This window comes from Lysinibacillus sp. LZ02 (genome assembly GCF_050613145.1).
Taxonomy (GTDB): Bacteria; Bacillota; Bacilli; order Bacillales_A; family Planococcaceae; genus Lysinibacillus_B.
On sequence record NZ_CP192507.1, the window covers coordinates 2,682,073 to 2,704,931 of the forward strand.

Genomic DNA, 22,859 nt, shown 5'->3' on the forward strand with positions numbered 1-22,859 from the left:
CCCTCCTTATTATGTTGTAAAAATTTCACAACATTTCTTCTATTATATAGAAATCACGTAAATAGGTCTGAATTTGACCATCAACAGGCAAATTCAGACCTTTCACGATTGATTATTCATCATAGCTTTTTAATGCATTGATCATTTCTTCTAACATCTGTTCATCGACAGCGCCAACAATTTCTTGGAATACCCTTCCTTCTTGATCGATAATATACGTCGTTGGGATAGTGATAATGCCATATTGCTGACCGACGATATCCTCTTCATCTAATAAAACGGGGAAAGTGAGTCCATAGTCATCTACAAATTGCTTCACTTTCTCTAAGCCAACGTCCATACTCGTTAAATTGACGGCTACTATTTCGATATCATCCTGTTTTTCATAAAAACTTTGCATATGTGGCATTTCTTCTTTACATGGCGGACACCATGTTGCCCAAAAGTTTAAAATGACAATTTGTCCTTTATAATCAGACAAACTAACTTCCTCACCTTGCAAATTGGATAAGGTAAAATCTTTCGCATACGGTATTTCGGCATTGACCTCTGTATTTACTTTTACCGTCTCTTCTTCTACTTTACTTTCGGCTTGTTGGATTTCAAGTGAAGATGCCGGTGCCGCTTCATTGCCTGTTAACAAATTGACCGCTACAAAAACTAAAAGTAACGATACAATGAGTAGCCCTAGTATATTTTTTTTCATTTACTTCCCTCCCTTATTTTATAGCTTAACGATTCATTGTGAAAATTGTATTAATATAAAAATATAATGATGAAAAATGAATAATACTGTACGTAATGGCTAATAACTGGATATGTCCCCTTTTAGAAAAGCACAGCTCAATCTAATTGAGCTTGTGCCTTACCCTTTTGTTTACTTATTAAAATGGCAGGAAAAGCAATATGCTATTCCTGCCACATTTATTATTTAAAGTTATATGTTGTAACGATTGGTTCGCGATTTTCTTTTTGGTCTTTATAGTATTCGTATAAAGAAATGCCTAAGAATGATCCTGAAATATTAAATACATGGTCATAGCCACTGTTTTCTAATGCCATCACTGCATTATAACTGCGTTGTGCGGAACGGCAATGTACATATACGGGCACGTCTTTTGGAATTTCATCCATCCGTTCACGGAACTGACTTAACGGAATGTTTTTAGCTCCTTTTACATGACCCGCTGCAAATTCATTTTCCTCACGTACGTCAATAATGACAGCACCTTGTTCTACTAAATCACGTACATCGCTGACACGTACTTGCTTGAATCGACCTTGCATAATATTTGTAGCCACAAGTGCAGCGAGATTCACCACATCTTTTGCTGTACTAAACATCGGTGAATAGGAAAGCTCTAGCTCCTTTAAGTCCTCGATTGTGCCATTCATCGTAATTAAAGTCGCAATGACATCGACACGTTTATCCGCGTTCCCTTTACCAATCGCTTGTGCACCAACGATACATCCTGTCGGTACTTCATAAATCAATTTAAAATGTAACACATTGCTCGATGGCATTAAGCTTACTTTGTCTGGTGCAATGATATAAACTGCATCTACATTTAGGCCCATTTGTTTCGCTGTGCGCTCATTTAAGCCTGTTGCTGCCGCTGCGTAGTCAAACACTTGAATACTGGATGAACCAATAACCCCTTTATTTGTCGTCGGGATACCGTAAATGTGATCGGCAACAGCACGTGCTTGGCGCTGTGCTGGACCAGCAAGGGCTAAACGAGTTGGTTTATGCATGATGCGGTGATACACTTCAATCGCATCGCCCACTGCATAAATATGTCGGTCTGATGTTTGGTAGAACTGATTTACTTTAATCGCACCTGTTTCACCAATTGTAAGACTTGCTTCACTTGCTAGCGTTGTTTCTGGACGAACACCGATAGCTAAAACAACAATATCTGCCTCAACTTCTTTGCCCGAGTTTAACGCAATGCTTGTTTCTGTGATTTTCGCTAAGCCGTCGTTAACAATTAACTCGACCCCATGATCCACCATTTCTTTATGCAAGATTTGTACCATATCGTCATCAAATGGTGTTAAAATTTGTGGCGCAAATTCGACGAGTGTGACACCACGACCTGCAAGTCTTAAGTTTTCTGCCACCTCGACACCGATGAAGCCACCACCGATGACCGCAATATTTTTTGCCTCTTTTTCGACAATCGCTTGCTGTAAACGTTCAATATCGACCACATTACGTACCGTAAATACATGCGGTAAGTCTACACCTGCTAATTTCGGCACAATTGGACTTGCACCAGGAGAAAGAATCAGTTCATCGTAGCTTTCGTCGTATGTTTCATTTGTTGCTAAATTTTTGACTGTCACTGTTTTGTCAGCGCGGTTAATTTTCACAACTTCACTTTCAACACGTGCATCAATATTATATTTTGCTTCAAATGATTCTGGATTCATGAGTACTAAACGGTTACTATTTTCAACAATACCGCTTAAATGATATGGTAATGAACAGTTTGAGAAAGATACATGTGGACCTTTTTCAAACATCACAATATTTGCTTGTTCATCTAAACGACGAATACGTGCTGCAGCAGATGCTCCCCCTGCTACGCCCCCAATAACTACGATTTTCTTCATCTTACTTCCCCCTTAATTTATAATTTACAACCATCTGGACCGCAAACATCTGTGCCGCCAGCAATGTTTAATTTTTGAGCTGCTACTTCTTTTGCCTGCTTTAATGTTTTTGTAAACACTTCGATTGGCTCAGCTCCGATAATACCGTATTTATTTTCAAATACGAAAAACGGAACGCTCGTCACATTAAGTTGCTGGATTTCATAGCGATCTTTTGCAATGTCTTCTGCATATTGCTCACTTTCAAGCACTGCTTTCGCTTCTTCTTTCGGTAAGCCAATCGCTTCTACAATCGTAAGTAATGCTTCCGAATCATTTACATTTAACCCTTTTGTAAAATAGCGATCCATCACAGCGTCGATCCATGCTGCTTCCTTGTTAAACTGACGTGCCCATTTTGCTAGACGGTGCGCATTTTCAGTATTCCCAATTTGCATTTTTTCAAAGTCGTATGTTAACCCAACTTCATTTGCTCGCTGTTGGATAGAGGATGCCATTAACTCTACATCTTCACGTGAAGATTCATATTTCTCCATCATCGCTTCATAAAACGGTTTTGTCTCCTCTTTCGAAGCCTCAGGATCTAATAAGTATGTTTTATACTCAATATCCACTTCCTTTTCAAATCCTAGTTCTTCTATTGCTTGTTCTAAACGCTTTTTGCCAATATAACAAAACGGGCAAGCGAAATCTGAAAAAATTTCAATTTTAATACTCATACTCATTCATTCTCCTCTTACAATAAACAATCTATTTTCAAAGCCTATATTTAGCTCACTTTTACCCCTATAGGTATAAAACTTTATTCTACTTGCCCTTCCCAAGCAAGCATGCCCCCAACCATATTAGCTACGTCATAGCCTTGCGCTTCTAAGAAGGCTGTTGCTTGGCCGCTACGTGCACTTGAGCGACAAACCATAATGTACGGTGTATTTTTGTCTAATTCATGCATGCGAAACTCTAATAAACCTAATGGGATATTCACAATACCCGGAATATGACCCGCTTGCACTTCTGCTACTTCACGTACATCGATTAAATTTAACTGTTCTCCTGCTTCTAGGCGTTGCTGTACTTCTGTTGTTGTAATTTCTTTCATCATGTTCTCTCCTCATCATCATGTTATTTCAAGCTATAAATTTACCTCTATGGGTATTATTTTAAGTAAAAATATATAGCCGAGTAAGTTTACAATCGGCTGACTATCTTTATTTATATCCAATATATACCCCATTAGGTATATTGTCAACTGCTTTAACTTTTCATTTTTTCTTGAGAACAAAATGTAAACCTAGGAATACAGGATGTATTTATTTGTAATCCCATATTGAATGAGTTCAGCCTTACTTTTTAAGTTGAGCTTTTGCATAATATTCGACTTATGATTTTCAACCGTTTTTGAACTAATGAATAGCTTATCGGCAATTTGTAAATTCGTATAACCTAAAATCGTTAAACGAACAATTTCCTGCTCGCGGTTTGATAAAATATCCGCATTATTTTTACCTTTTCTCTTAAATAACTTCTCTAATTGCTCCTCAGGAATCCCGACATCATAGTATGTCCTTCCGCCATAAACAGCCCGAATTGCTTCATACACTTGATTGCCCTTACTATTTTTTAATATATAACCATCTGCATCCATATCAATTGCCCTTTGTACATACGCTATTTCATTATGCATCGTCAGTATGACAATTTTTATGGTTGGAAAATCCTTTTTCACTTTTTGCGTAACCGCCAATCCATCCATGCCATTTGGAATCGAAATATCGAGCAAAATCACATCAGGCTTCATTTGATAAATGAGCTGAAAACACTCTTCACCATCACTTGCCTCTCCAACCACTTCAATATTATGATACTGCTCAAGTAATAACGTAATCCCTTTTCGAATTAACACATGGTCATCTACAAGTAATACTTTCATCATGTATTTGGCCTCCATCGTGGAATGACTATATCAATACTAGTCCCTTGATTCATTGCTGATTGAATCACACATGTCCCATTTAGTTGATTGACCCTTTCCTCTATATGCTTCAGTCCAAGCCCTTCACTACGCAAATGCTTGCGGTCAAACCCGATACCATCATCCTCGATTTTCATGCAAATTTGTTTATTATTTTTTAAAATATGGATTTTCACAACAGATGCTTTGGCATATTTCGTAATATTATGCAGCGCCTCTTGTGCGATGCGATAAAGGTTAATTTCAACAGCGGGATCACAGCGATCAAGTCCTTGTGTTGTTAGTTCAATGAAAAGTTCCGGTACATTTTTTTGGATTTTTTCAATTAATATTTCGAGTGTTGCTTTTAGCCCTAGCTGGTCCAAACTATGCGGTCTTAATTGATGGGCATAGGCATTTACGTCGCCCATTACTTTTTGAAGCTCCTGCCTCACTTCACCAATATAATTCGTCAGCTTTTCATTCTCATGGACGTATGATTCAATGGCATCCAGTGCCACAGACATGGAAAACAAGGATTGACCTACACCGTCATGTAATTCCTGCGCGAGCCGCTTATGTTCAGATTCTTTCGCCTCTATCAGCTCGCCTATCCTCTTTTTATTAAGCGCTGCCTCATGTGCCTGCTGCCTCACTGCATGATCCCGTAGCACTAATAAATATTCGGTTTCTCCCGTTTCGCTATTTGGATAAATGACCGCTGTGCTCATTTCTACATCAATTTCCTTGCCATGATATGTCGGCATTTGCGATAAAAATGCAGGCACCTCATTATTTGCGATTAAATAACAAGAAGGCTTTTCTACACGGTTGTTCCGTGTCATACAAAAAGAGCAATACGGGACATCCTCCCCGATTTGCCAGCCTGTTAACTTTTTCGCCGCTGGATTTAGCATAATAATTTCTCTCGATTCCTTCATAATGATTATGCCATCTTGCATGTGCTCATAAATCTGCTTTAAATATTCATATTGAATTATTGGTAGCATCATCATTCACCTCACCATCAATTCCCCCCCGGCTTCATGGTGTCCGCCAGAGACTTACACTTCTTTTCAGCGAATTTATTGGCGACACAGGAGCGTGTGTTGGAACAACGGATGAACAATTTAAAAACACACTCATTTCACTACTTATATAGGAGAATAAGTTAAAACAAATAGAAATAGGAATCTATTATCCTTCATCGCGCTATGTATAATATAACAAATTTTATAATTAATTTACAAAATTTCCTTAATTTTATGTGTACTTAATATAAACAACAAATCATCCTGAAAATCGTTCATGTCCGTTCCTACTAAGGGCTTTCCGGTTAGCCACAACTGGCAGCTACACTCGACTATTCCTAGTTCAATCAACGAGGATTCTTTACTTGCTGATTATGCCGTTTCACAAAATAGATTCATGTCAAAAGGACGAACCTAATTCTTGGTAGTATAGCTTTATATAGACAACCACGTAAGAAAGACATGTCTCCACCTCTTTTCGGGAAGACATGCCTTTCTAAAACACTCTATTTTTTAGGCCCAAATGTGTGTGAATCTTGCTCGATAGCCCATCATAATAAATGTTCTTTACTTCAATTTGTATAGCCCGTAACTTTTATCAATATTTTCAGCTACCTATACCGATGATTGCTAGCTACTCGCCTAGTATGCGCCATTTTTACGTTTGAAAAAGTTGAAAGAAGACTTATAGGGACAAAGGGAATGTTTACTTGATTAGGGAAAATCATGTTCTCTGTTGTGTGTAAAGCTTGTAAAAATTTTTTTTAATTCTCTAGGTTTAGATAAAAACCTATATCTAAAAACTATCATATCAACTATTCCTACATGGATTTTAACCCAAAAAATGCACATTTTCATTAAAAAATAGGCTCAATATACAGAACTTCTGGAACAAATAAAACATAAATTTAATAAAAGTTTTTTACTGTAAAGGGCGAAAATTGTACGAATACGCCTCCGATTCAGATAAAAAACGAACATAATCAAACCTTTTTCTCTCAAAATAAGTCGCCAATACAAACGGCCTGTACATATATTTTCATACAGCTGCCCAAAAAATAATATATTCCTATCGTTCACAACAAATTTCAATTACAACTCAATATTTTTCATTAAAAAATATTTCCCCCCACATAAAAAACACAAAAATCTCCACTCACCGACTTTGACATACAACTTAATCTAAAACAAGCGCCAAATAAGGTAATTAGACCTACTTTGGCACTTATTTTTAAATATGTTGTATATCGATTTCGCCAAATCGCAAAAACAGGCTTTTTATTTTAGCTGAAAATCATTTTATGTTTTCCCAGTTCAAGTTATTTTCAAAAGTTAACACAAAAAAAACATAGAGCATTGCACCATTGCAATACTCTATGCTCAAATTTACTTCGTATCATCCATCTTCAATACAGCCATAAACGCTTCTTGCGGAACCTCTACCGATCCGACTTGCTTCATGCGCTTTTTACCGGCTTTTTGCTTTTCAAGTAATTTACGTTTACGTGAAATGTCACCGCCGTAACATTTTGCTAATACGTTTTTACCAATTGATTTAATTGTTGAGCGAGCAATAATTTTTTGACCGATTGCTGCTTGCACTGGTACCTCGAATTGTTGACGAGGGATTAGCTCTTTTAGTTTTTCTACAATGACTTTACCGCGCTCGTATCCGAAGTCACGGTGCACGATGAAGCTTAGTGCATCGACTGTTTCACCGTTTAGTAAAATATCCATCTTCACAAGCTTTGATGGCTTGTAGCCGATTAATTCATAATCAAATGAAGCATAGCCCTTTGTATTTGATTTTAAAATATCAAAGAAATCATACACGATTTCCGCTAATGGAATTTCATATTGAATGCTTACACGTGTTGTATCAATATAATCCATGCCCATGAAGTTACCGCGCTTCAGCTGGCAAAGCTCCATAACTGCACCAACATAATCGTTTGGCACCATAATCGTTGCTTTTACGTATGGCTCTTCAATACGATCAATCTTTTGTGGGTCTGGCATCATCGACGGGTTATCGATTTTAATCGAGCTACCATCTGTCATATGCACCTCGTAAATTACCGATGGTGCCGTTGTAATTAAATCAATATTAAACTCACGCTCGATACGCTCTTGGATGATTTCCATGTGCAGTAAACCTAAGAAACCACAACGGAAACCAAAGCCTAGCGCTTGAGACGTTTCAGGCTCAAATTGTAGCGCGGAGTCATTTAACTCTAGCTTTTCTAACGCTTCACGTAAATCATTGTACTTTGCTGTATCAATTGGATATAGACCGCAGTATACCATTGGGTTTAATTTACGATAACCTGGTAGCGGCTCTGTAGCTGGCTTTACAGCAGACGTCACTGTATCACCCACACGTGTATCCGCTACGTTTTTAATCGATGCTGTTAAGTACCCTACGTCCCCAACTGTTAACTCGTTTTGCGGCGTAGCTTTTGGTGTGTGGATCCCCACTTCGATTACATCAAACTCAGCACCCGTTGCCATCATTTTAATTTTATCGCCCGGCTTCACTGTACCGTTCATAATACGAATCGAAATAATAACCCCTTTATACGCATCGTACACAGAGTCGAAAATCAGCGCTTGTAGTGGCTCATCTGGGTCTCCCGTTGGCGCAGGGACTTTTTCTACGATTTGCTCTAAAATGTCTTGAATCCCAATACCAGCTTTGGCAGAGGCAAGCACCGCTTCTGATGCATCTAACCCAATAACATCTTCCACCTCTTGACGTACGCGCTCTGGATCTGCTGCTGGTAAGTCGATTTTGTTAATAACTGGTAAAATTTCAAGGTCATTATCAAGTGCTAAGTAGACGTTCGCTAATGTTTGCGCTTCAATGCCTTGTGCAGCGTCAACAACTAAAATAGCCCCTTCACAAGCAGCTAATGAACGCGATACTTCATACGTAAAATCGACGTGTCCTGGTGTGTCGATTAAGTGGAACGTATAAGTTTCCCCGTCTTTTGCCGTATATTTTAGTTGTACAGCATTTAATTTGATCGTGATCCCACGTTCACGCTCTAAGTCCATGGAATCGAGCAATTGTGATTTCATTTCACGCTGTGTAACGGATTTTGTTGATTCTAAAATACGGTCAGCTAATGTTGACTTCCCGTGGTCAATATGCGCAATAATAGAGAAATTACGGATATTCTCTTGACGCTTTAAACGTTCTTCTCGGTTCATGTATTTGTTCCACTCCTATATCAATTCCGCCTCGGCATAAGTCGTCTAGCTGCTGCTTCCAACACGCTAAACCGATTACCAGAGGCGCCCTCTTCATTCAGCAAGTACTTAAACTCACCAAAAGAGCTAAAAGGCTCTACGTTTCACTGCTGTCTCAGTGAACATTTGGCTGAACGAATTTAAACTATACTGAATTATAGCAATGAAAACCCCATTTTAGCAATGTTGGAGTGTACAAAACATGTACTAATTTCTATATTATGAAAGCATTTTCTTTGTTCGCAGACAAAATTACTCACTAGTTAGTAATTTCCCTACCGCTTCTGTCAAGACATCCAGTGTTTGTGTTAATTCTTGCTCCGTATTGTCGATACCACCTAACTCAACTAAAATCATTTCTTTCGCCAAATCCTGATTGTAAACGCCATTTACCCCTTCGCCCTCTTTCTTTAATACACCGCGTGAAATACCTGGCATCAGTTCATTTAAATGGGCGTGTAACTTTTCAGAATGCGATAAATTCCAACGATAATTTTCATGTTCAGCACCCACAACAAAGGCTATTTTTGCATAACTCGTATCGCCATTCACTAATGTTGTGCCCTTTTTCCCTACTGAATCTCGGTGAAAATCAATGATTAAATCATACTTCTCCGTTGCAATCGCCTTTTCAATAAATGGGCGCGCTGTGTGGTAGGCTTGCGCAATTTTCTTTCCTTGTGCTAAATTTTCTGCCATTAAGTCGACTTCTAAACTTTGCGCCTCGATGCCTTGCTCTAAAAAGTACTGCTCCATTTGTTGACGGAGTGAAAAAATATTAAATTGTTCATCATAATTGGCTTCTGTGCCACTGTTTGCTTTCACAATCGGCTTATAAGATTCATGGGAGTGCGTAAATACTAGTAAAATACGTTTTTCTATAGGGGTAGTAGCTAGATTAGGGCTAGGACTGGGATTAGTAGAAGCATACACAAGCTTTTGTTCCTTTTGTACTGGGGCTGATAGATGTTCATTATTCGGGAATGGCAATTGCCCAATAATGATGGGCATTAAAAATAGCAACGATAAAAATAGTATAAATCCTTTTATATTATTCATAGCACCATCTCCTCCCCCTATCCTATGGAGAAGATGATGCGTTTAGAACGATTTTTTAAGTCGCTTTAATCCATCTAAATAAACTATTGCTTGCGAGCAAAGCGTAGTGTGTCAACCAAATATCACATTCTTTCGGCGTGACAATAAGACGCTCTCGACTATGAAAAATTTCTTCCAACAATTGCACACGATCTGCTTTCGTCCAAGTGGACCATTCACCAAAAATAGGTTTTACTAGCTCATAATCAATTGGGGTAGAAGCACTTGGTTGCCATGATGTGACAGATAATTTACTAGAAGGTGCATTTTTTTCTGCAATCTTCCCAGCAATTGTACGAAATACCGTATCAATAGCATCCGCTAATAATACGGTCGCCTCGACCACGGTTGGAATACCGATTGCCGTGACAGGCACCCCGAGCGATTCCTTTGAAATTTCTGCCCGTTCATTCCCTACACCAGAGCCTGGGTGAATCCCTGTGTCTGTTACTTGGATTGTTCGGCATAGTCGTTCACTTGAGCGAGTCGCTAATGCATCAATGACGATGACTAACGCCGGCTTGATTTTATTGACGAGCGCTTCGACAAACTCCTTCGTTTCGAATCCTGATTGCCCTGTGACGCCTGGTGCATACATAATAAACTGTTCATTGCGCTCTTCTTCAAATTGCTTTTGCATCGCATCAATAGCAAATGGTCCGATGGCGTCTGGTGTAATCGTTTTATTGCCCAGACCGATTACTAAAACTCGATCTTGTTTATCGATTTTTAGCGGTTCGTGTAGAGATTTTAAATGTTTTGACAGCACTTTTTCGAGTTGCTGTAAGCCGTCTGTATCGTCTACTGTCAAAGAAGGAATTGATAATGTGATATATGTTCCCACTTTTTTATCGATTTGCTTACTGCCTTCCTCATTTACTGTTACCCTCGTCACTTTTACGCGTTGTTCATCCCATTCTTCTAAAATAACACCCGCTGTTTCCTCGAGCGTACGCTTATTTTTCTGGGTTTGATGGGCAACGACTTGCTCTGATTCATCGATTAAATCGGTTCTACTCCAGTTGATTTCTGTCATGTTCTCACCTCAAATTTTAGTATGTTCTAACTGTCAAGTAAATATTCTTTGCATTTATGTGTTGCAATTCTCGTTGTCGTTTGGTAGAATGATTTTTGTTGTATTGACACATGAAATAAGTGAGAAAATACTCATCTCGTACCTATAATTAGGAGGTGAAAGTTATGCCAAACATTAAATCTGCTATCAAACGCGTTAAAGTTGCTACTAAAGCAAACGAAGCAAACTCTCAAGCGAAGTCTGCTATGCGTACAACTGTGAAGAAAGCTGAGCAAGCAATCGCTGCTGGTGCTGACAACGCACAAGAATTAGTAGTTGCTGCTTCTAAAGCTCTTGATAAAGCTGCTTCTAAAGGTCTTATCCACAAAAACGCAGCTTCTCGTAAAAAATCACGTTTAGCTAAAAAAGCTTAATAATGAAGCTTAAGGTCGGAATGCATTTGCATCCGGCCTTTTTACATGGGAAAAAGCCTACAGAAAGAGTTGTCTTTCTGTAGGCTTTCAGGACCCTATAAGGGCTTCATTAAAAACATTTCAAGGAAACGCTCCCGATTGCCGCTTACTGATTTTAATTGTAAATCGACGTTCCCTAAGCTATATAAAGCTTGTAGTAGTCGCTGCTCTGACGGCTTCTGACGTTGCTCTAGCATCATTTTCACACGATACGGGTGGATTTTTAAATGCTTGGCAATTTGATGCTGTGAGTAGCCTTTTTTACTTAAATAAAACACATTGCTCATCGTTCGAATATTAGAGGCAAGTAGCCCGACCAATGCAATCGGCTCTTCCTTTTGACGGAGTAAATCGTGATAAATCGACAAAGCTTCTGCCTGATTGTGGGCTAAATACGCTTTGAGCATTTTAAAGGCATCATGTTCAAGTGTCTTGGCGACTAAGCCTTCCACAAGCTCAACATCAATTTCTACTTCTTCGCCTAAGTATAGCGCAAGTTTTTCGATTTCCATTTGTAGCTGTAACATACTAGCGCCAACCATCTCCACTAGCTTCACAGACGCTGCTTCTGTGATCGTTTTGCCGTATGCTTGTACCTCTGTTTGAATCCACACATATAAATCATTTTCTTGCGGCGTGACGGCTTCAAGCATTAATGCCTTTAACTTCATTAATTTTGTTACTTTTTTTCGCTCATCTAATTTTTCATACGGCGCGATAAATACCGTGACGGCTGTATCACTTGGGTTACTTAACCATGTTTCTAGCCGTGCCACATTATGGTCTATTTTTTCTTTTCCTTTTTCAGTTGCCTTCATAAACGAGGCGTTTTTGGCGATAATAAGTTTACGGGCTGTGAAAAACGGAATGGTGTCTGCTTCATCGATGACATAATCGAGCGGCTGTTCCTCTAAATCAAATTGAATAATATCGGCTTCCTCTTCATTGCCCATTGCTTTTTTTAAACGCTTGATTGTTTCATCAATGAAATAAGATTCTTCGCCAACGAGTAAATATACAGGTGCGATTTGCCCGCTCTTTATATTTTGCCATACTTTTGTAAAACTCACGGACAGAGCCCCCTCTCATTTTTGTAAGTTCTAGTATACACTTTAACCGTCAGGAATGTGAATATTTTAAGGCAAAATCGCTATCAGACTAGTCATGAAATTATCGCTTTGTATATAGCTTTTTACTAGGCATTGACTTATAATTGAACAAGAGTAGGAGGGATAATTATGGCAGGACATTCTGATCCAAATTACGTAACTGAAAATCCATTCGAAGGCCGCGGTCGTGCAATGCAAGGCAACGACTTCCCTGATGCAGCTATCGGTTTCGCCGTGTCAACTGGTTTCTTCGTTACTATGTTCGTCATCGCGATGATCGTAGAAGTAGCTATGCGTTAATTTTACTTATCCGAAAGGGCGTATCTTAAAACAACATTTTTTAAGATACGCCCTTTTACTATTTCATTATTGTTTACTCACGCTCATTCCCCTTTGATTCACCTTCACTTCTATCGTCCCTTCCTCCCCTGTGACGATATACCGCAAATTGCGCGATTGGAATCGTTCCACCACTTCTATGTGCGGATGTCCGTAGCGATTGTTTTGCCCCGCCATAAAAATCGTTAACCGAGGGCTCACATGCGCAACAAATGTTTCACTACTCGATGTTTTACTGCCATGATGACCTGCCTTTAATACGTCTATATTGGCGATTTCAGCCCCTTCACGCGCAAGAAGTACTTGTTCCCCCTCTTTCTCTAAATCACCCGTAAATAACGCTGTAAATGCCTTATACTTCATAAATAAAACAAGTGAGTCATTATTTCCTTCATAATTTGTCTCTACCGGCCATATATAACGAAATACTGCCTCTCCCTTTTGCCAACCCGCGCCTGCTATTTGTTCTTGAATCGGTATACGTTTTCGTTGCGCTTCACTAAGTAAATCACGCATGACTTCTTTCGTATGGGACCCTGGTGTAATATGAATTTCTCCTACACGTATTTCTTTTACGATTTCCTCCGCTGCTTCCACATGATCTGCATCTGCGTGTGTAATGATTAATGTATCGAGCGTTGAAATGCCCTTTCCTTTTAAATACGGAAGTACAATTTGCGTACCAACCTCATAGGCATTGTTTCGCTGCTTCCATGCTTCTTGCTGAAAACGCAGCACGCCCCCCGTATCCACCATATAAACGGCTTGACGGCGTGGTAGTTCAATTAAAATACAATCCCCTTGTCCAACATTGATAAACGTGACGATCATATCTCGCTCTGTATAATGACTCAGCTGAAATAATAGCGCAGGGATCAATAAAGCGCCGCCTACTTTCCAAAGCCTTGCCCCTTTCGTTAATAATAAAAATGTCACAAAAACGCTGCCATATAAAATCGTTACCCAAACGATGGACGGTTTTCCTGCTACCCACATCTGGTACGGGAAGCTTTGCAAAAATAAGATGACTTCTGTTAGCCATGAACGCGCCGGCTCATATAAGGCAAAGCACCAACTAGCAAAGGGACCCGGTATAAAGGAAATGACAAGCAATGCGATATTCACAGGTAATACGACAATAGAGAAAAGTGGCACAAATACAATATTCGCTAAAAATGACGATAAGCTCAGCTCATAAAAATGAGACAGTAAAATCGGATACGTTAATAGCTGACAAACAAATGTCATGAGAAAGCCTTGCATCCACCACGAGCTTGCTCTCGCTAAAATAGGCCCCGAATAGATTAAGCTAGCCGTCGCTAAATAAGACAGTTGAAAGCCGACTTGATAGATCGTGCCTGGTTGTAATATGACGAACACGATAAAGCTAATCGCTAATGCATCGTCAATTGGCAGGCGCCAGTTCAAATAGCGGGCCAACATAACAAATTCTACGACCGATACAGCACGCCAAACAGACGGCGCCCCGCCCGCGAGCACGGCATATATCGGTAAAATAAGAACTAAAGCAAGTGTCGCAAACTCGCGCCTTACACGTAACCTTAGCATGCCTTGGAAAAACAGCAGTGATAACAGCGCTACATGTAAACCTGAAATCGCAAATAAATGGGTAATCCCGAGTTTTTGATACGCCCGATTGATATCATCATCTACTTGATCTTTCACACCAATGATTAATGCTTGTGCTTCTGCCGCTAGTGACGCTGGAAACACACTCTCAATATGCCCACTTAGTATAAATCGTTGCTGGTAAATGCGCTTTACAAACGATTTCTCCTGACCAATAGGTTGAAGCATTGAAACGTCTACAATCCCAATTGCCCCTTTGCTTTTTAAATAGTCGCTCATATCAAAATGGTAACGATGCGCGCGTTCACTTGGCTCCTCCATACTGCCTTCTACATAAAAGACCGTGCGAGCAAGAGGTGTATTTTCATACGCTTTTTTCTCGCTTTCTGTTTGAAATGTGTACACCATATATACGAGCCGCCCCTGCTCATCTTTCATCAGCCCTCTTAATGTGGCTCCGTTTATGGTATACGTATCTGTAAATATCATGGTTGTCGGGAAGATTAGCGGCTTTTCTAACTTCGCCAACTGCCAGCTAAAATAACTACATGTCAGTAGCCCGGTCACGATCACCGCCACGACATGCACTTTTTGAAATCCTCGGTACCAACACCAAGCACTTATTAACCCTAAAAAACATAAAAGCCCTACCGATTCATGTGCTGCTACTGCAGCAACTAAAACCGATAAGGCATAGTACATCCATTTATGCTTTAAGTAATTTACCAAATAATTGGTTCACCTTCTCCTCATAAGGGACCAATTCTTCTGCCGAAACACCAAGCTCACGCATTTTTTGCAGCATGTCGAGTGCTAATTGGAACTTTTCATCTTTTAAAAAGTCAATTTTGGCATCGTCAAACGGAATATGTACGACATGAACCCCTGCTTTTTCGAATAGCTCCAGGGCATATGGATTATTTTTATAATCCTTTGCATAGTACACATTTTTAATACCCGCTTGAATAATCGTTTTCGTGCACGGTAGACATGGGAAATGTGTAACGTAAAGATCTGCACCGTTCGCTGGTGTACCGTATTTGGCACACTGTAATAAGGCATTCGTTTCGGCGTGAATTGTGCGAACACAATGATTATCGACTACATAACACCCTTGATCGATGCAGTGTTCATCACCCGAAATGGAGCCATTATAACCGCCGGCAATAATACGTTTTTCCCTCACTATCGTTGCACCAACTGCTAATCTCGTACATGTGCTTCGTAATGCTAATAAATGGCTTTGTGCCATGAAAAATTGATCCCATGTAATTCGCTCCATATGACTACCTCCAATGTTGTCTTATTGATAGTTTAGTCAAAATGCGCGCGCGTGGCAATGTCTCAATTTTTCAATTACTATTTATATCCTGCATTAACGGGCAGGTAAAACGCCCGCTAATTGCCGTTTCACTTTATATCAATCAAATCTTTCAACTGTTCAAATGTTTTATCCCCGATTCCTGTAACATTTTTTAACCCTTCGATTGCCTGAAATTTTCCGTGCTCATCTCGGTGAGCGATGATAGCCTTTGCTTTAGCAGGTCCAATTCCAGGGAGCGTTGTCAGTTGCGTTTCATCCGCTGTATTAATATTTACTTTCCCACTGCCAGCACTGGAACTACTAGCACTACTGATAAAATGTTGAATGTCTAGCTCCGTCTCTTGTCCCTCAAGCGGAATATAAATGACCATTTCGTCTTGCAGCTTTTGTGCGTGATTAATGAGCTGCGCATTCGCACCGTCCACATAGCCACCAGCTAGCGTAATGGCATCGACAACGCGATCTGCTTCCGTCAATTCATACACCCCAGGATATTTCACTGCACCTTTCACATCGACTAAAATGCGCGGTGGTTGCTGTTCTACTTCGATTTCTTCCGCAACGACTTCAATCGGCTCTTGTTCCACTTCAGTAATGAATTCAAACGAGGGTTCTTCCTCTTCTCGTAAAAATGTAAATGCGATGATACCAGTGACACAAAGAATGCTAGGCAGCAGCACTCTTTTCCCATACTTTGCAATTAGATTCTGGATAATACAAACACCCTTTCATCTAGAAGGCAACATCATATGGAGTCTCTTTTAATATACAAAACATTCCGTCTTTTTAAAAGGGGGAATTGGCTAATTTAGCATTATAAAGTCGCGGTGTCCGATCATAACAACCAGGCACGAGCATAACCTTGCCTTATCCGGGCAAAAGCACTCGCTATCCGAGCATAAAGCCACCACAAAGCTCCGATTTTACAGTCAATCGTTCTGCTACAAGGTGAAAATAAACTGATATAAATAAAAAACGGGGTGTCCAAAAAGTAAAAAACTTTTGGACACCCCTTTCTCTATTATTTTACTGCTCGGATAAAAATACGCTCGCTCTCTTCTTCCGGTGCTTCGAATGACCAGTCCGCTGTTACTTGGACTTCTGTAAAGCCTAGTTCCTGTAGCCACTTTACATATTGTTCTACGGAAAATGTACGCTGTAAATGTTCCTCGTCAAAACGCTCGTATAAGCCGTTTTCCGTTTCCACAAAGAAACTCATTTGATGATAGACGGAGTGTTCATGCTCTGCCGGTTCCGTATGCCAAATATACGTCACACGCCCATCATCATATGTAAACGGACCATCTAAAAAGATTTCGTCCATTTTAAATAATGAATGCACATCAAAAAACAGTTGCCCACCTTGACGCAATGCCTCATAAGTACGTTTTAATGTCTCGAAAACAGCAACTTCCTCTGTTACATAATTAATAGAATCGATTGGAATAATCGCTACATCTAATGCATGAAAACCTTCTAACTCATCCATTGACATTGCAAAATAGGGAATGGCTTTTCCATTTTCTTGCGCACGTGCTTGTGCAACGGATAACATTTCCTCTGAAAGGTCAATGCCACTCACTTTATACCCTGCGTCATATAGCTTCATTGTTAGCGTACCTGTTCCACAGCCGATATCTAATAGTGTCGGATATTCTGTGATTGGTGCATGCAATTGAATCCACTCAACATATTCATCATACGGAATATCGGTCATGAGTTCGTCATACACATAGGCAAAACGTTCGTAGCTACTCATTCATTTTCCGGCACTTCTAGCTGAGGTGCGTCTCCCCATAGACGTTCTAAATTGTAGAATCCACGCTCATCTTTATGGAACACGTGCGCCACTACATCCCCAAGGTCGACTAAAATCCATCGAGCTGAATCAAACCCTTCCATACGTTTTACTTCGTAGCCGTTCTCTTCTGCTTTTTCTTGGATTTCACGTGCAATGGCTTGTACTTGACGGTCAGAATTCCCGTGACAGATGATAAAATAATCTGCTAGCAAAGAGATCCCTTGCATGTTTAGCACCACGATATCCTCCGCGTGTTTATCGTCTGCTGCTTTATAAGAAATTTGTAATAACGTTTCGTTCATATATTAAAGTTCCTCTCCTAAATAGTGGTTATAACACTCAATTGATAGCGGATAAATCGTTTGTTCCGTATCGACTAAAAACTTCACAGAATGATAAATGCATGCACGCATTGCTTTTGTTAAGTCTTCGTTCGCTACTTCACGTAACGCTTCTACCCCATTAAATTTACGATTTGGTTCAATCATATCCGCGATATAAATAATTTGCTCTAATTTGCTCATATTTACTCGTCCCGTCGTATGATAACGCATCGCATTTAATACATCTTCATCTTGAATGCCTAGCTCATGTTGTGCACGATAAGCGGCAATGGGGCCATGTAAAATTTCAGCACCCCATGGAATTAAGTGCTCGTCTAACCCATTGTGACGCACAATATCGCGCATGCCTTCTTCATCTTCAAATTTTGCTACGTCATGTAAAATAGCTGCCATTTCAGCTTTTTTAACATCCTCACCATAGCGGTTTGCCAGTGCTATCGCTGTTTCCATGACACCAAGCGTATGAATATAACGCTTTTCTGGCATTCGTGGACGGATATAATCAAGCAAATGTTCTCGCTCCATATAACCCTTCCTTTCGAATAAATGCCTCTACTTGCTCCGGCACTAAATAACGAACCGTACCGCCACGAGCGAGACGCTCTCTCAGTAAAGTAGATGAAAGGTCGATTTGAGGTGCATCAACCATCGTCATCGGATAATGTGTCGTTCCTTCACTCCCTGGCCGCTTAAACCCGACAAATTGTACGATGTGTACCAATTGATCAATGCAGTACCATGTGTGAAGAGAATCAATACTATCACCGCCGATGATGAAATAAAATTGCACATTCGGTTCAGATGTCGTAAGTGCCTGCATCGTATCATATGTATACGATAAACCACCTCGCCTCAGTTCAAACGTTTCCAGTATAAAATACGGCACGTCAGCAATCGCAAGCGCCACCATTTTCTTTCGCTGTTCGTCTGTTGCCCCGCTCGATTCCTTATGTGGTGGAATGGCATTCGGCATAAAGCGCACTTCATCTAACCCTAATGCATGATAAGCTTCATTTGCCATCATTAAATGTCCGATATGCGGTGGATTAAATGTACCACCCAAAATACCGACCTTTTTCATCTAGCCTCACCTTACTTTTTATTTGCTTTTGGAAGTATGATTTTTTTATTATTGCGTGATTCTTTATATAGCACGACTGTTAAACCAATTAATTGAACTAATTCAGCACGCGTGCCACGGGCTAATTCTTCCGCTACATCCTGTTTGTCTTCTTCACAGTTATCTAAAATACGTACTTTAATTAATTCACGTACTTCTAATACGTCACGTAATTGGCGTAACATCGCATCGTTTACGCCACCTTTCCCCACTTGGAAAATCGGATCTAAATGATGTGCCTCAGCACGTAAAAAACGTTTTTGTTTACCTGTTAACATAAAAATTATTTTCCTCCTAATTGCTCTGTCAGATGAGCAATCATTGCATTTGTATTTGGGGAAGAGCCGAGCCAATGCTCGTACGCTATCGCCCCTTGGTGCACGAACATACCAAGTCCGTTCACAATTTTTGCCCCTTTTTCCTCAGCCGCTAGTAAAAAAGGCGTCATTAATGGATTATACACAATATCTGCCGCAATTGCGCCTGTCGGGAACTTTTCAAGAGAAAATGGTAAGTCAAAATCCCCTGTTGTCATTCCGGCTGGTGTTGTTTGTACAAAAATTTTAAACGTATGAAGCGTACTTTCCGCTTCTTGCATCGATATCGCACGACCTGCTTGCATCTCATCAATAATCGCTTGTGCTTTTGCGACTGTGCGATTGGCAATTGTAATCTTTGTATAACCTGCTTGTTGAAGCGCAAACGCAATCCCGCGCGCCGCCCCACCAGCACCGATTAACAGCAAAGGCTCATCACGATGGATTGTCCCGACCGCTTCTTCTAGCGAACGAACAAAACCTGCCCCATCTGTATTGTAGCCTTTTAATTTGCCTTCTGCTGTACGTACAACGGTATTTACGGCGCCCATTTTCTCTGCTAACTCGTCTAACTCATCTAAAAATGGAATGATTGTTTGTTTATGGGGAATCGTAACGTTCCAGCCACTTGTGCCAAGTAGCTTAAACGATGCCACCGCCTGCTCTAAATGTTCAGGTTTCACATGAACGGGAATATAAGCCGCGTCCACACCTGCTTCCATATACCACGCATTATGCATATGTGGAGATTTAGATTGTGCAATCGGATCTCCAATAACCGCAAACCATTTTTTCATCTACACTCATCCTTTTCACATGACTTATACAACTTGCATTTAAATTAACGACGGGCGAATGAATACTTGTACTCCTTTTGGTGCATAAGCGGCAACAACAACATTAGAATGTTGCACCGTGATCCAGCCAAGCCCAGAGAATACAACGTCTGTTTTCCCCTCTTTAATCGAAAATTCATGGCGAACAAGCTCTGGTAATTGATCGATATGCTGTGCTGTCGGTGGCGCTAAAAGCTCTCCCTTATGCTCTGCATATAAATTATCTGCCTTTTCAAGCTTTGTTCGGTGAATTGGTAAATCATTCGCTACATGTACTGTAAATGCCGAACGCTCTCCCTTTACAAAATCAAAACGGGCAAGTGCACCGATAAATAATGTTTGTCCCTCATTTTGCTGATACACTTTTGGTTTAATTTCTTTTTTCGGCATAATATATTTTAACTCAGACGCATCTAAGTAATGGGCCATTTGATGATGGTTAATAATCCCCGGTGTATCATACAGCGCTGACCCATCATCAAGCGGAATTTCAATCATATCAAGCGTTGTGCCTGGGAAATGAGACGTCGTAATCACTTCACCCTCCCCTGTAGCACGCTTAATAATGCGGTTAATAAATGTGGATTTCCCAACATTCGTACAGCCTACAACAAATACATCTTTCCCGTTACGATGAGACTCAATCGCATCGACAACTTCAGCCATCCCTTTGCCTTTATGCGCTGAGACAAGCATAACATCTACTGGATTTAAACCAAGCGCCTTCGCTTCACGTTTTAACCAGTTAATCACTTTGTTTGTTTTCACTGATTTCGGCAATAAGTCTGCCTTATTCGCAACAAGCAATACAGGATTTTTCCCTACAAAGCGGTGAAGTCCCGGTAACCAACTACCGTTAAAGTCAAAAATATCTACAATTTTTACGATTAAGCCTTCTTGCTGTCCAAGGCCGTTTAAAATGCGTAAAAAATCGTCATCCGTTAAGCTAACTGGTTGAATTTCATTATAATTTTTCAAACGAAAACAGCGTTGACAAATAACTGTTTCTTTTTCTAGGGATGAGACAGGCGCATACCCTACCGCCGTTTTATCTTCTGTTTGAATTACTGCTCCACAGCCAATACAATTTGGCATTTCGTTCATTATTGTAAATCCTCCTTAGTAACACACATCTTGTGCCAAATAGCGCAAAATGGTGTCCTCACTTATGGAAAAATAACAAGACACCGCTTCTTATTGATCCCAAGTTTTAATCCCTTTTCGTTTTAAATCATTAAACACACGACGCTCCACAAAGCGATTAAAGCGCGTAACAAAGCCATCCGACTGAGCAACCGGACGGACTAAAATCGTGTACAGTTTTTGACGTTTCGCACCCATGACATCTGTTAATAGTTGATCGCCTACCATTACGACTTCTTCACGCTTTAACTTTAAGCTTACGAGTGCTTGGTAAAAGCCACTGCCTAGTGGTTTTTTCGCTCGATGAATATACGGAATACCTAAAGGTTCCGCAAAGCTTTTTACACGTTCCTCGTTATTATTGGATGCAATAATAATACGAATACCTGCCTCCTGCATCATTTTAAACCACGCTGCAAGTTCTTCTGTCGCGTCGGCACGATCCCACTCGACTAGTGTATTATCTAAATCTGTAATCACGCCGCGTATTCCTTGTGCTTTTAGCTTTTCAGGTGTTATTTCGTATACTGTCGATACAAATTCATCTGGCAATAAGAAATTATACAAACCAAAATCTCCCTTACGTTCATAATTTAACATTATAACATATTTGCAAACGCTTCACCCATACGAATAGGATAGCCTTGTACAACATTTTCATGAAACTCAATTGCATTTTCTTCAAATAACATGACAACTGTTGAACCAAATGTAAAATACCCAACCTCTTCGCCCTTTGTCCAAACGTCCGTTGTATTGGTTAACTGAATCGAATTGACAAACGTAGCACCCACTTTAATGAATGCTGCTTGGCGATGCGGTGAATATGCAAGCTCACTAATCATACGATAATTATGGCTAATCGGTTTCTTGCCGTATGTTAAACCAAGTCGATTGACCGGATACGATTTTTGTCCTAACACATATTGCCGTACTACTTCCGCATCAATTGGGCTATGCATACGATGATAATCAGCTGGACTTAAGTAAAACACAATATATTTTCCGTCTCGGTAGTTCGCTGCCCTTTGTTCACTGCCAAGTAAATCGACGAGCGAATAAGGTTTATTTTTTACCGTTAATGTCATACTATCAATAATATCACCAAACGCCTCAATTTTTGCATCGACAGGACTCGCAAATACCGTTGCTCCTTGCGCAACCGGACGTGCGTCTAGCTTTAATGAACGCGTAAAAAAATCATGCAGATTTGTAAAACTCTCTATATTTTTTGAAACCTCATCTATGTTAATCTCGTATACTTTACTGTAGCTACGAATAAGCTTTTTACTATATGGTGATGTTGCAATTTTTTTCAAGAAGGCTGAGCTGCCTCTGCCGTTGGTAAGTTCAATCATCCCTTGATAAATTCTTTCTTTCATCCAAGTACCCCCATGATATAATAAAAAGTAATTATAAATGTTATTTCATGTGATGAAAAGTCGTTTTCTTATAATTGATAGAGAACCGCTTTCCATCTGCATTCATTTCAGAGTA

General features: G+C 40.0%; 24 protein-coding genes. 2 read left to right on the forward strand and 22 right to left on the reverse strand.

Translation table 11 applies throughout. The features are described from left to right. Positions 1-112: 112 nt before the first annotated feature. From ACQQ2I_RS13175 to gpr, 9 genes are all read right to left on the reverse strand, one after another. Positions 113-706, reverse strand: coding sequence for a TlpA family protein disulfide reductase (locus tag ACQQ2I_RS13175; RefSeq protein ID WP_431027252.1), 594 nt, complete (start codon positions 704-706; stop codon positions 113-115). Between the two features lie 221 nt (positions 707-927). After that, positions 928-2,619: an FAD-dependent oxidoreductase gene (locus ACQQ2I_RS13180; RefSeq protein WP_431027253.1), complete on the reverse strand. Its 1,692-nt coding sequence runs from the start codon at positions 2,617-2,619 to the stop codon at positions 928-930. Positions 2,620-2,636: 17 nt separating this feature from the next. Next, complete coding sequence (locus ACQQ2I_RS13185; protein WP_431027254.1) at positions 2,637-3,338, reverse strand: DsbA family oxidoreductase; 702 nt, start codon at positions 3,336-3,338, stop codon at positions 2,637-2,639. Positions 3,339-3,421: 83 nt separating this feature from the next. Continuing rightward, positions 3,422-3,718, reverse strand: coding sequence for a rhodanese-like domain-containing protein (locus tag ACQQ2I_RS13190; RefSeq protein WP_431030517.1), 297 nt, complete (start codon positions 3,716-3,718; stop codon positions 3,422-3,424). A 192-nt stretch (positions 3,719-3,910) separates the two neighbouring features. Further along, the gene (locus ACQQ2I_RS13195) at positions 3,911-4,552 is read right to left on the reverse strand and encodes a response regulator (protein ID WP_431027255.1); all 642 of its coding nucleotides are present in this window, start codon (positions 4,550-4,552) and stop codon (positions 3,911-3,913) included. After that, positions 4,549-5,586, reverse strand: a complete 1,038-nt coding sequence (locus ACQQ2I_RS13200; RefSeq protein ID WP_431027256.1) for a PAS domain-containing sensor histidine kinase — start codon at positions 5,584-5,586, stop codon at positions 4,549-4,551. Before ACQQ2I_RS13200 ends, ACQQ2I_RS13195 begins: the two co-directional genes overlap by 4 nt. A 1,401-nt stretch (positions 5,587-6,987) precedes the next feature. Next, the gene (lepA, locus tag ACQQ2I_RS13205; RefSeq protein WP_431027257.1) at positions 6,988-8,814 is read right to left on the reverse strand and encodes a translation elongation factor 4; all 1,827 of its coding nucleotides are present in this window, start codon (positions 8,812-8,814) and stop codon (positions 6,988-6,990) included. A 291-nt stretch (positions 8,815-9,105) separates the two neighbouring features. Next, positions 9,106-9,912 carry a stage II sporulation protein P gene (gene spoIIP, locus ACQQ2I_RS13210; RefSeq protein WP_431027258.1) on the reverse strand — a complete coding sequence of 269 codons (807 nt, stop codon included), beginning with the start codon at positions 9,910-9,912 and terminating at the stop codon, positions 9,106-9,108. 55 nt (positions 9,913-9,967) lie between these two features. Beyond that, complete coding sequence (gene gpr / locus ACQQ2I_RS13215; RefSeq protein WP_431027259.1) at positions 9,968-10,987, reverse strand: GPR endopeptidase; 1,020 nt, start codon at positions 10,985-10,987, stop codon at positions 9,968-9,970. A gap of 164 nt (positions 10,988-11,151) precedes the next feature. Here gpr and rpsT point away from each other — a divergent pair, with 164 nt between their 5' ends. After that, on the forward strand, positions 11,152-11,400 hold the full coding sequence (rpsT, locus tag ACQQ2I_RS13220; RefSeq protein ID WP_431027260.1) for a 30S ribosomal protein S20: 249 nt from the start codon (positions 11,152-11,154) through the stop codon (positions 11,398-11,400). Between the two features lie 95 nt (positions 11,401-11,495). On the opposite strand, the gene holA is transcribed toward rpsT, so the two are convergent. Next, positions 11,496-12,509 carry a DNA polymerase III subunit delta gene (gene holA, locus ACQQ2I_RS13225; RefSeq protein WP_431027261.1) on the reverse strand — a complete coding sequence of 338 codons (1,014 nt, stop codon included), beginning with the start codon at positions 12,507-12,509 and terminating at the stop codon, positions 11,496-11,498. A 168-nt stretch (positions 12,510-12,677) separates the two neighbouring features. On the opposite strand from holA, the gene ACQQ2I_RS13230 reads away from it, so the two are divergent. Next, positions 12,678-12,848 (forward strand): YqzM family protein, encoded by a 171-nt coding sequence (locus ACQQ2I_RS13230; protein WP_391372343.1) that lies wholly within the window; start codon positions 12,678-12,680, stop codon positions 12,846-12,848. A gap of 66 nt (positions 12,849-12,914) precedes the next feature. Here the strand turns inward: ACQQ2I_RS13230 and ACQQ2I_RS13235 are convergent, their stop codons facing one another. The 12 genes from ACQQ2I_RS13235 to ACQQ2I_RS13290 all read right to left on the reverse strand — a co-directional run bounded on the left by ACQQ2I_RS13235 (position 12,915) and on the right by ACQQ2I_RS13290 (position 22,744). Beyond that, positions 12,915-15,206, reverse strand: a complete 2,292-nt coding sequence (locus tag ACQQ2I_RS13235; RefSeq protein WP_431027262.1) for a DNA internalization-related competence protein ComEC/Rec2 — start codon at positions 15,204-15,206, stop codon at positions 12,915-12,917. Then, complete coding sequence (locus ACQQ2I_RS13240) at positions 15,184-15,759, reverse strand: ComE operon protein 2 (protein WP_431027263.1); 576 nt, start codon at positions 15,757-15,759, stop codon at positions 15,184-15,186. Before ACQQ2I_RS13240 ends, ACQQ2I_RS13235 begins: the two co-directional genes overlap by 23 nt. Before the next feature lie 128 nt (positions 15,760-15,887). Then, complete coding sequence (locus tag ACQQ2I_RS13245; RefSeq protein WP_431027264.1) at positions 15,888-16,481, reverse strand: helix-hairpin-helix domain-containing protein; 594 nt, start codon at positions 16,479-16,481, stop codon at positions 15,888-15,890. 341 nt (positions 16,482-16,822) lie between these two features. Then, positions 16,823-17,560 (reverse strand): class I SAM-dependent DNA methyltransferase, encoded by a 738-nt coding sequence (locus ACQQ2I_RS13250; RefSeq protein WP_431027265.1) that lies wholly within the window; start codon positions 17,558-17,560, stop codon positions 16,823-16,825. Next, on the reverse strand, positions 17,557-17,904 hold the full coding sequence (rsfS, locus tag ACQQ2I_RS13255) for a ribosome silencing factor (protein ID WP_431027266.1): 348 nt from the start codon (positions 17,902-17,904) through the stop codon (positions 17,557-17,559). The genes ACQQ2I_RS13250 and rsfS overlap by 4 nt, the downstream gene beginning before the upstream one ends. 3 nt (positions 17,905-17,907) lie before the next feature. After that, a complete protein-coding gene (gene yqeK, locus ACQQ2I_RS13260; protein ID WP_431027267.1) occupies positions 17,908-18,471 on the reverse strand; it encodes a bis(5'-nucleosyl)-tetraphosphatase (symmetrical) YqeK in 564 nt (187 codons plus the stop codon). After that, the gene (locus ACQQ2I_RS13265; protein ID WP_431027268.1) at positions 18,449-19,027 is read right to left on the reverse strand and encodes a nicotinate-nucleotide adenylyltransferase; all 579 of its coding nucleotides are present in this window, start codon (positions 19,025-19,027) and stop codon (positions 18,449-18,451) included. Before ACQQ2I_RS13265 ends, yqeK begins: the two co-directional genes overlap by 23 nt. A gap of 11 nt (positions 19,028-19,038) precedes the next feature. Then, positions 19,039-19,344 carry a ribosome assembly RNA-binding protein YhbY gene (yhbY, locus tag ACQQ2I_RS13270; protein ID WP_431027269.1) on the reverse strand — a complete coding sequence of 102 codons (306 nt, stop codon included), beginning with the start codon at positions 19,342-19,344 and terminating at the stop codon, positions 19,039-19,041. Positions 19,345-19,349: 5 nt separating this feature from the next. Further along, on the reverse strand, positions 19,350-20,180 hold the full coding sequence (gene aroE, locus ACQQ2I_RS13275) for a shikimate dehydrogenase (RefSeq protein WP_431027270.1): 831 nt from the start codon (positions 20,178-20,180) through the stop codon (positions 19,350-19,352). A 39-nt stretch (positions 20,181-20,219) separates the two neighbouring features. Then, positions 20,220-21,323, reverse strand: a complete 1,104-nt coding sequence (yqeH, locus tag ACQQ2I_RS13280) for a ribosome biogenesis GTPase YqeH (RefSeq protein WP_431027271.1) — start codon at positions 21,321-21,323, stop codon at positions 20,220-20,222. Between the two features lie 90 nt (positions 21,324-21,413). Beyond that, positions 21,414-21,962: a YqeG family HAD IIIA-type phosphatase gene (locus ACQQ2I_RS13285; RefSeq protein ID WP_431027272.1), complete on the reverse strand. Its 549-nt coding sequence runs from the start codon at positions 21,960-21,962 to the stop codon at positions 21,414-21,416. Continuing rightward, positions 21,962-22,744: a phosphatidylserine decarboxylase gene (locus ACQQ2I_RS13290; RefSeq protein ID WP_431027273.1), complete on the reverse strand. Its 783-nt coding sequence runs from the start codon at positions 22,742-22,744 to the stop codon at positions 21,962-21,964. The genes ACQQ2I_RS13285 and ACQQ2I_RS13290 overlap by 1 nt, the downstream gene beginning before the upstream one ends. Positions 22,745-22,859 lie beyond the last annotated feature (115 nt).

Excerpts from the sequence above, each read along its gene's own strand:
- rsfS (WP_431027266.1), bottom strand. The coding sequence starts at position 17,904 with ATGAACGAAACGTTATTACAAATTTCTTATAAAGCAGCAGACGATAAA.
- rpsT (WP_431027260.1), top strand. The coding sequence starts at position 11,152 with ATGCCAAACATTAAATCTGCTATCAAACGCGTTAAAGTTGCTACTAAA.
- ACQQ2I_RS13250 (WP_431027265.1), bottom strand. The coding sequence starts at position 17,560 with ATGAGTAGCTACGAACGTTTTGCCTATGTGTATGACGAACTCATGACC.
- yqeH (WP_431027271.1), bottom strand. The coding sequence starts at position 21,323 with ATGAACGAAATGCCAAATTGTATTGGCTGTGGAGCAGTAATTCAAACA.
- ACQQ2I_RS13175 (WP_431027252.1), bottom strand. The coding sequence starts at position 706 with ATGAAAAAAAATATACTAGGGCTACTCATTGTATCGTTACTTTTAGTT.
- ACQQ2I_RS13285 (WP_431027272.1), bottom strand. The coding sequence starts at position 21,962 with ATGTTAAATTATGAACGTAAGGGAGATTTTGGTTTGTATAATTTCTTA.
- lepA (WP_431027257.1), bottom strand. The coding sequence starts at position 8,814 with ATGAACCGAGAAGAACGTTTAAAGCGTCAAGAGAATATCCGTAATTTC.
- ACQQ2I_RS13195 (WP_431027255.1), bottom strand. The coding sequence starts at position 4,552 with ATGATGAAAGTATTACTTGTAGATGACCATGTGTTAATTCGAAAAGGG.
- ACQQ2I_RS13190 (WP_431030517.1), bottom strand. The coding sequence starts at position 3,718 with ATGAAAGAAATTACAACAACAGAAGTACAGCAACGCCTAGAAGCAGGA.
- aroE (WP_431027270.1), bottom strand. The coding sequence starts at position 20,180 with ATGAAAAAATGGTTTGCGGTTATTGGAGATCCGATTGCACAATCTAAA.
- spoIIP (WP_431027258.1), bottom strand. The coding sequence starts at position 9,912 with ATGAATAATATAAAAGGATTTATACTATTTTTATCGTTGCTATTTTTA.
- ACQQ2I_RS13180 (WP_431027253.1), bottom strand. The coding sequence starts at position 2,619 with ATGAAGAAAATCGTAGTTATTGGGGGCGTAGCAGGGGGAGCATCTGCT.
- ACQQ2I_RS13240 (WP_431027263.1), bottom strand. The coding sequence starts at position 15,759 with ATGGAGCGAATTACATGGGATCAATTTTTCATGGCACAAAGCCATTTA.
- gpr (WP_431027259.1), bottom strand. The coding sequence starts at position 10,987 with ATGACAGAAATCAACTGGAGTAGAACCGATTTAATCGATGAATCAGAG.
- ACQQ2I_RS13290 (WP_431027273.1), bottom strand. The coding sequence starts at position 22,744 with ATGAAAGAAAGAATTTATCAAGGGATGATTGAACTTACCAACGGCAGA.
- ACQQ2I_RS13265 (WP_431027268.1), bottom strand. The coding sequence starts at position 19,027 with ATGAAAAAGGTCGGTATTTTGGGTGGTACATTTAATCCACCGCATATC.
- yqeK (WP_431027267.1), bottom strand. The coding sequence starts at position 18,471 with ATGGAGCGAGAACATTTGCTTGATTATATCCGTCCACGAATGCCAGAA.
- ACQQ2I_RS13185 (WP_431027254.1), bottom strand. The coding sequence starts at position 3,338 with ATGAGTATTAAAATTGAAATTTTTTCAGATTTCGCTTGCCCGTTTTGT.
- ACQQ2I_RS13230 (WP_391372343.1), top strand. The coding sequence starts at position 12,678 with ATGGCAGGACATTCTGATCCAAATTACGTAACTGAAAATCCATTCGAA.
- ACQQ2I_RS13200 (WP_431027256.1), bottom strand. The coding sequence starts at position 5,586 with ATGATGATGCTACCAATAATTCAATATGAATATTTAAAGCAGATTTAT.
- yhbY (WP_431027269.1), bottom strand. The coding sequence starts at position 19,344 with ATGTTAACAGGTAAACAAAAACGTTTTTTACGTGCTGAGGCACATCAT.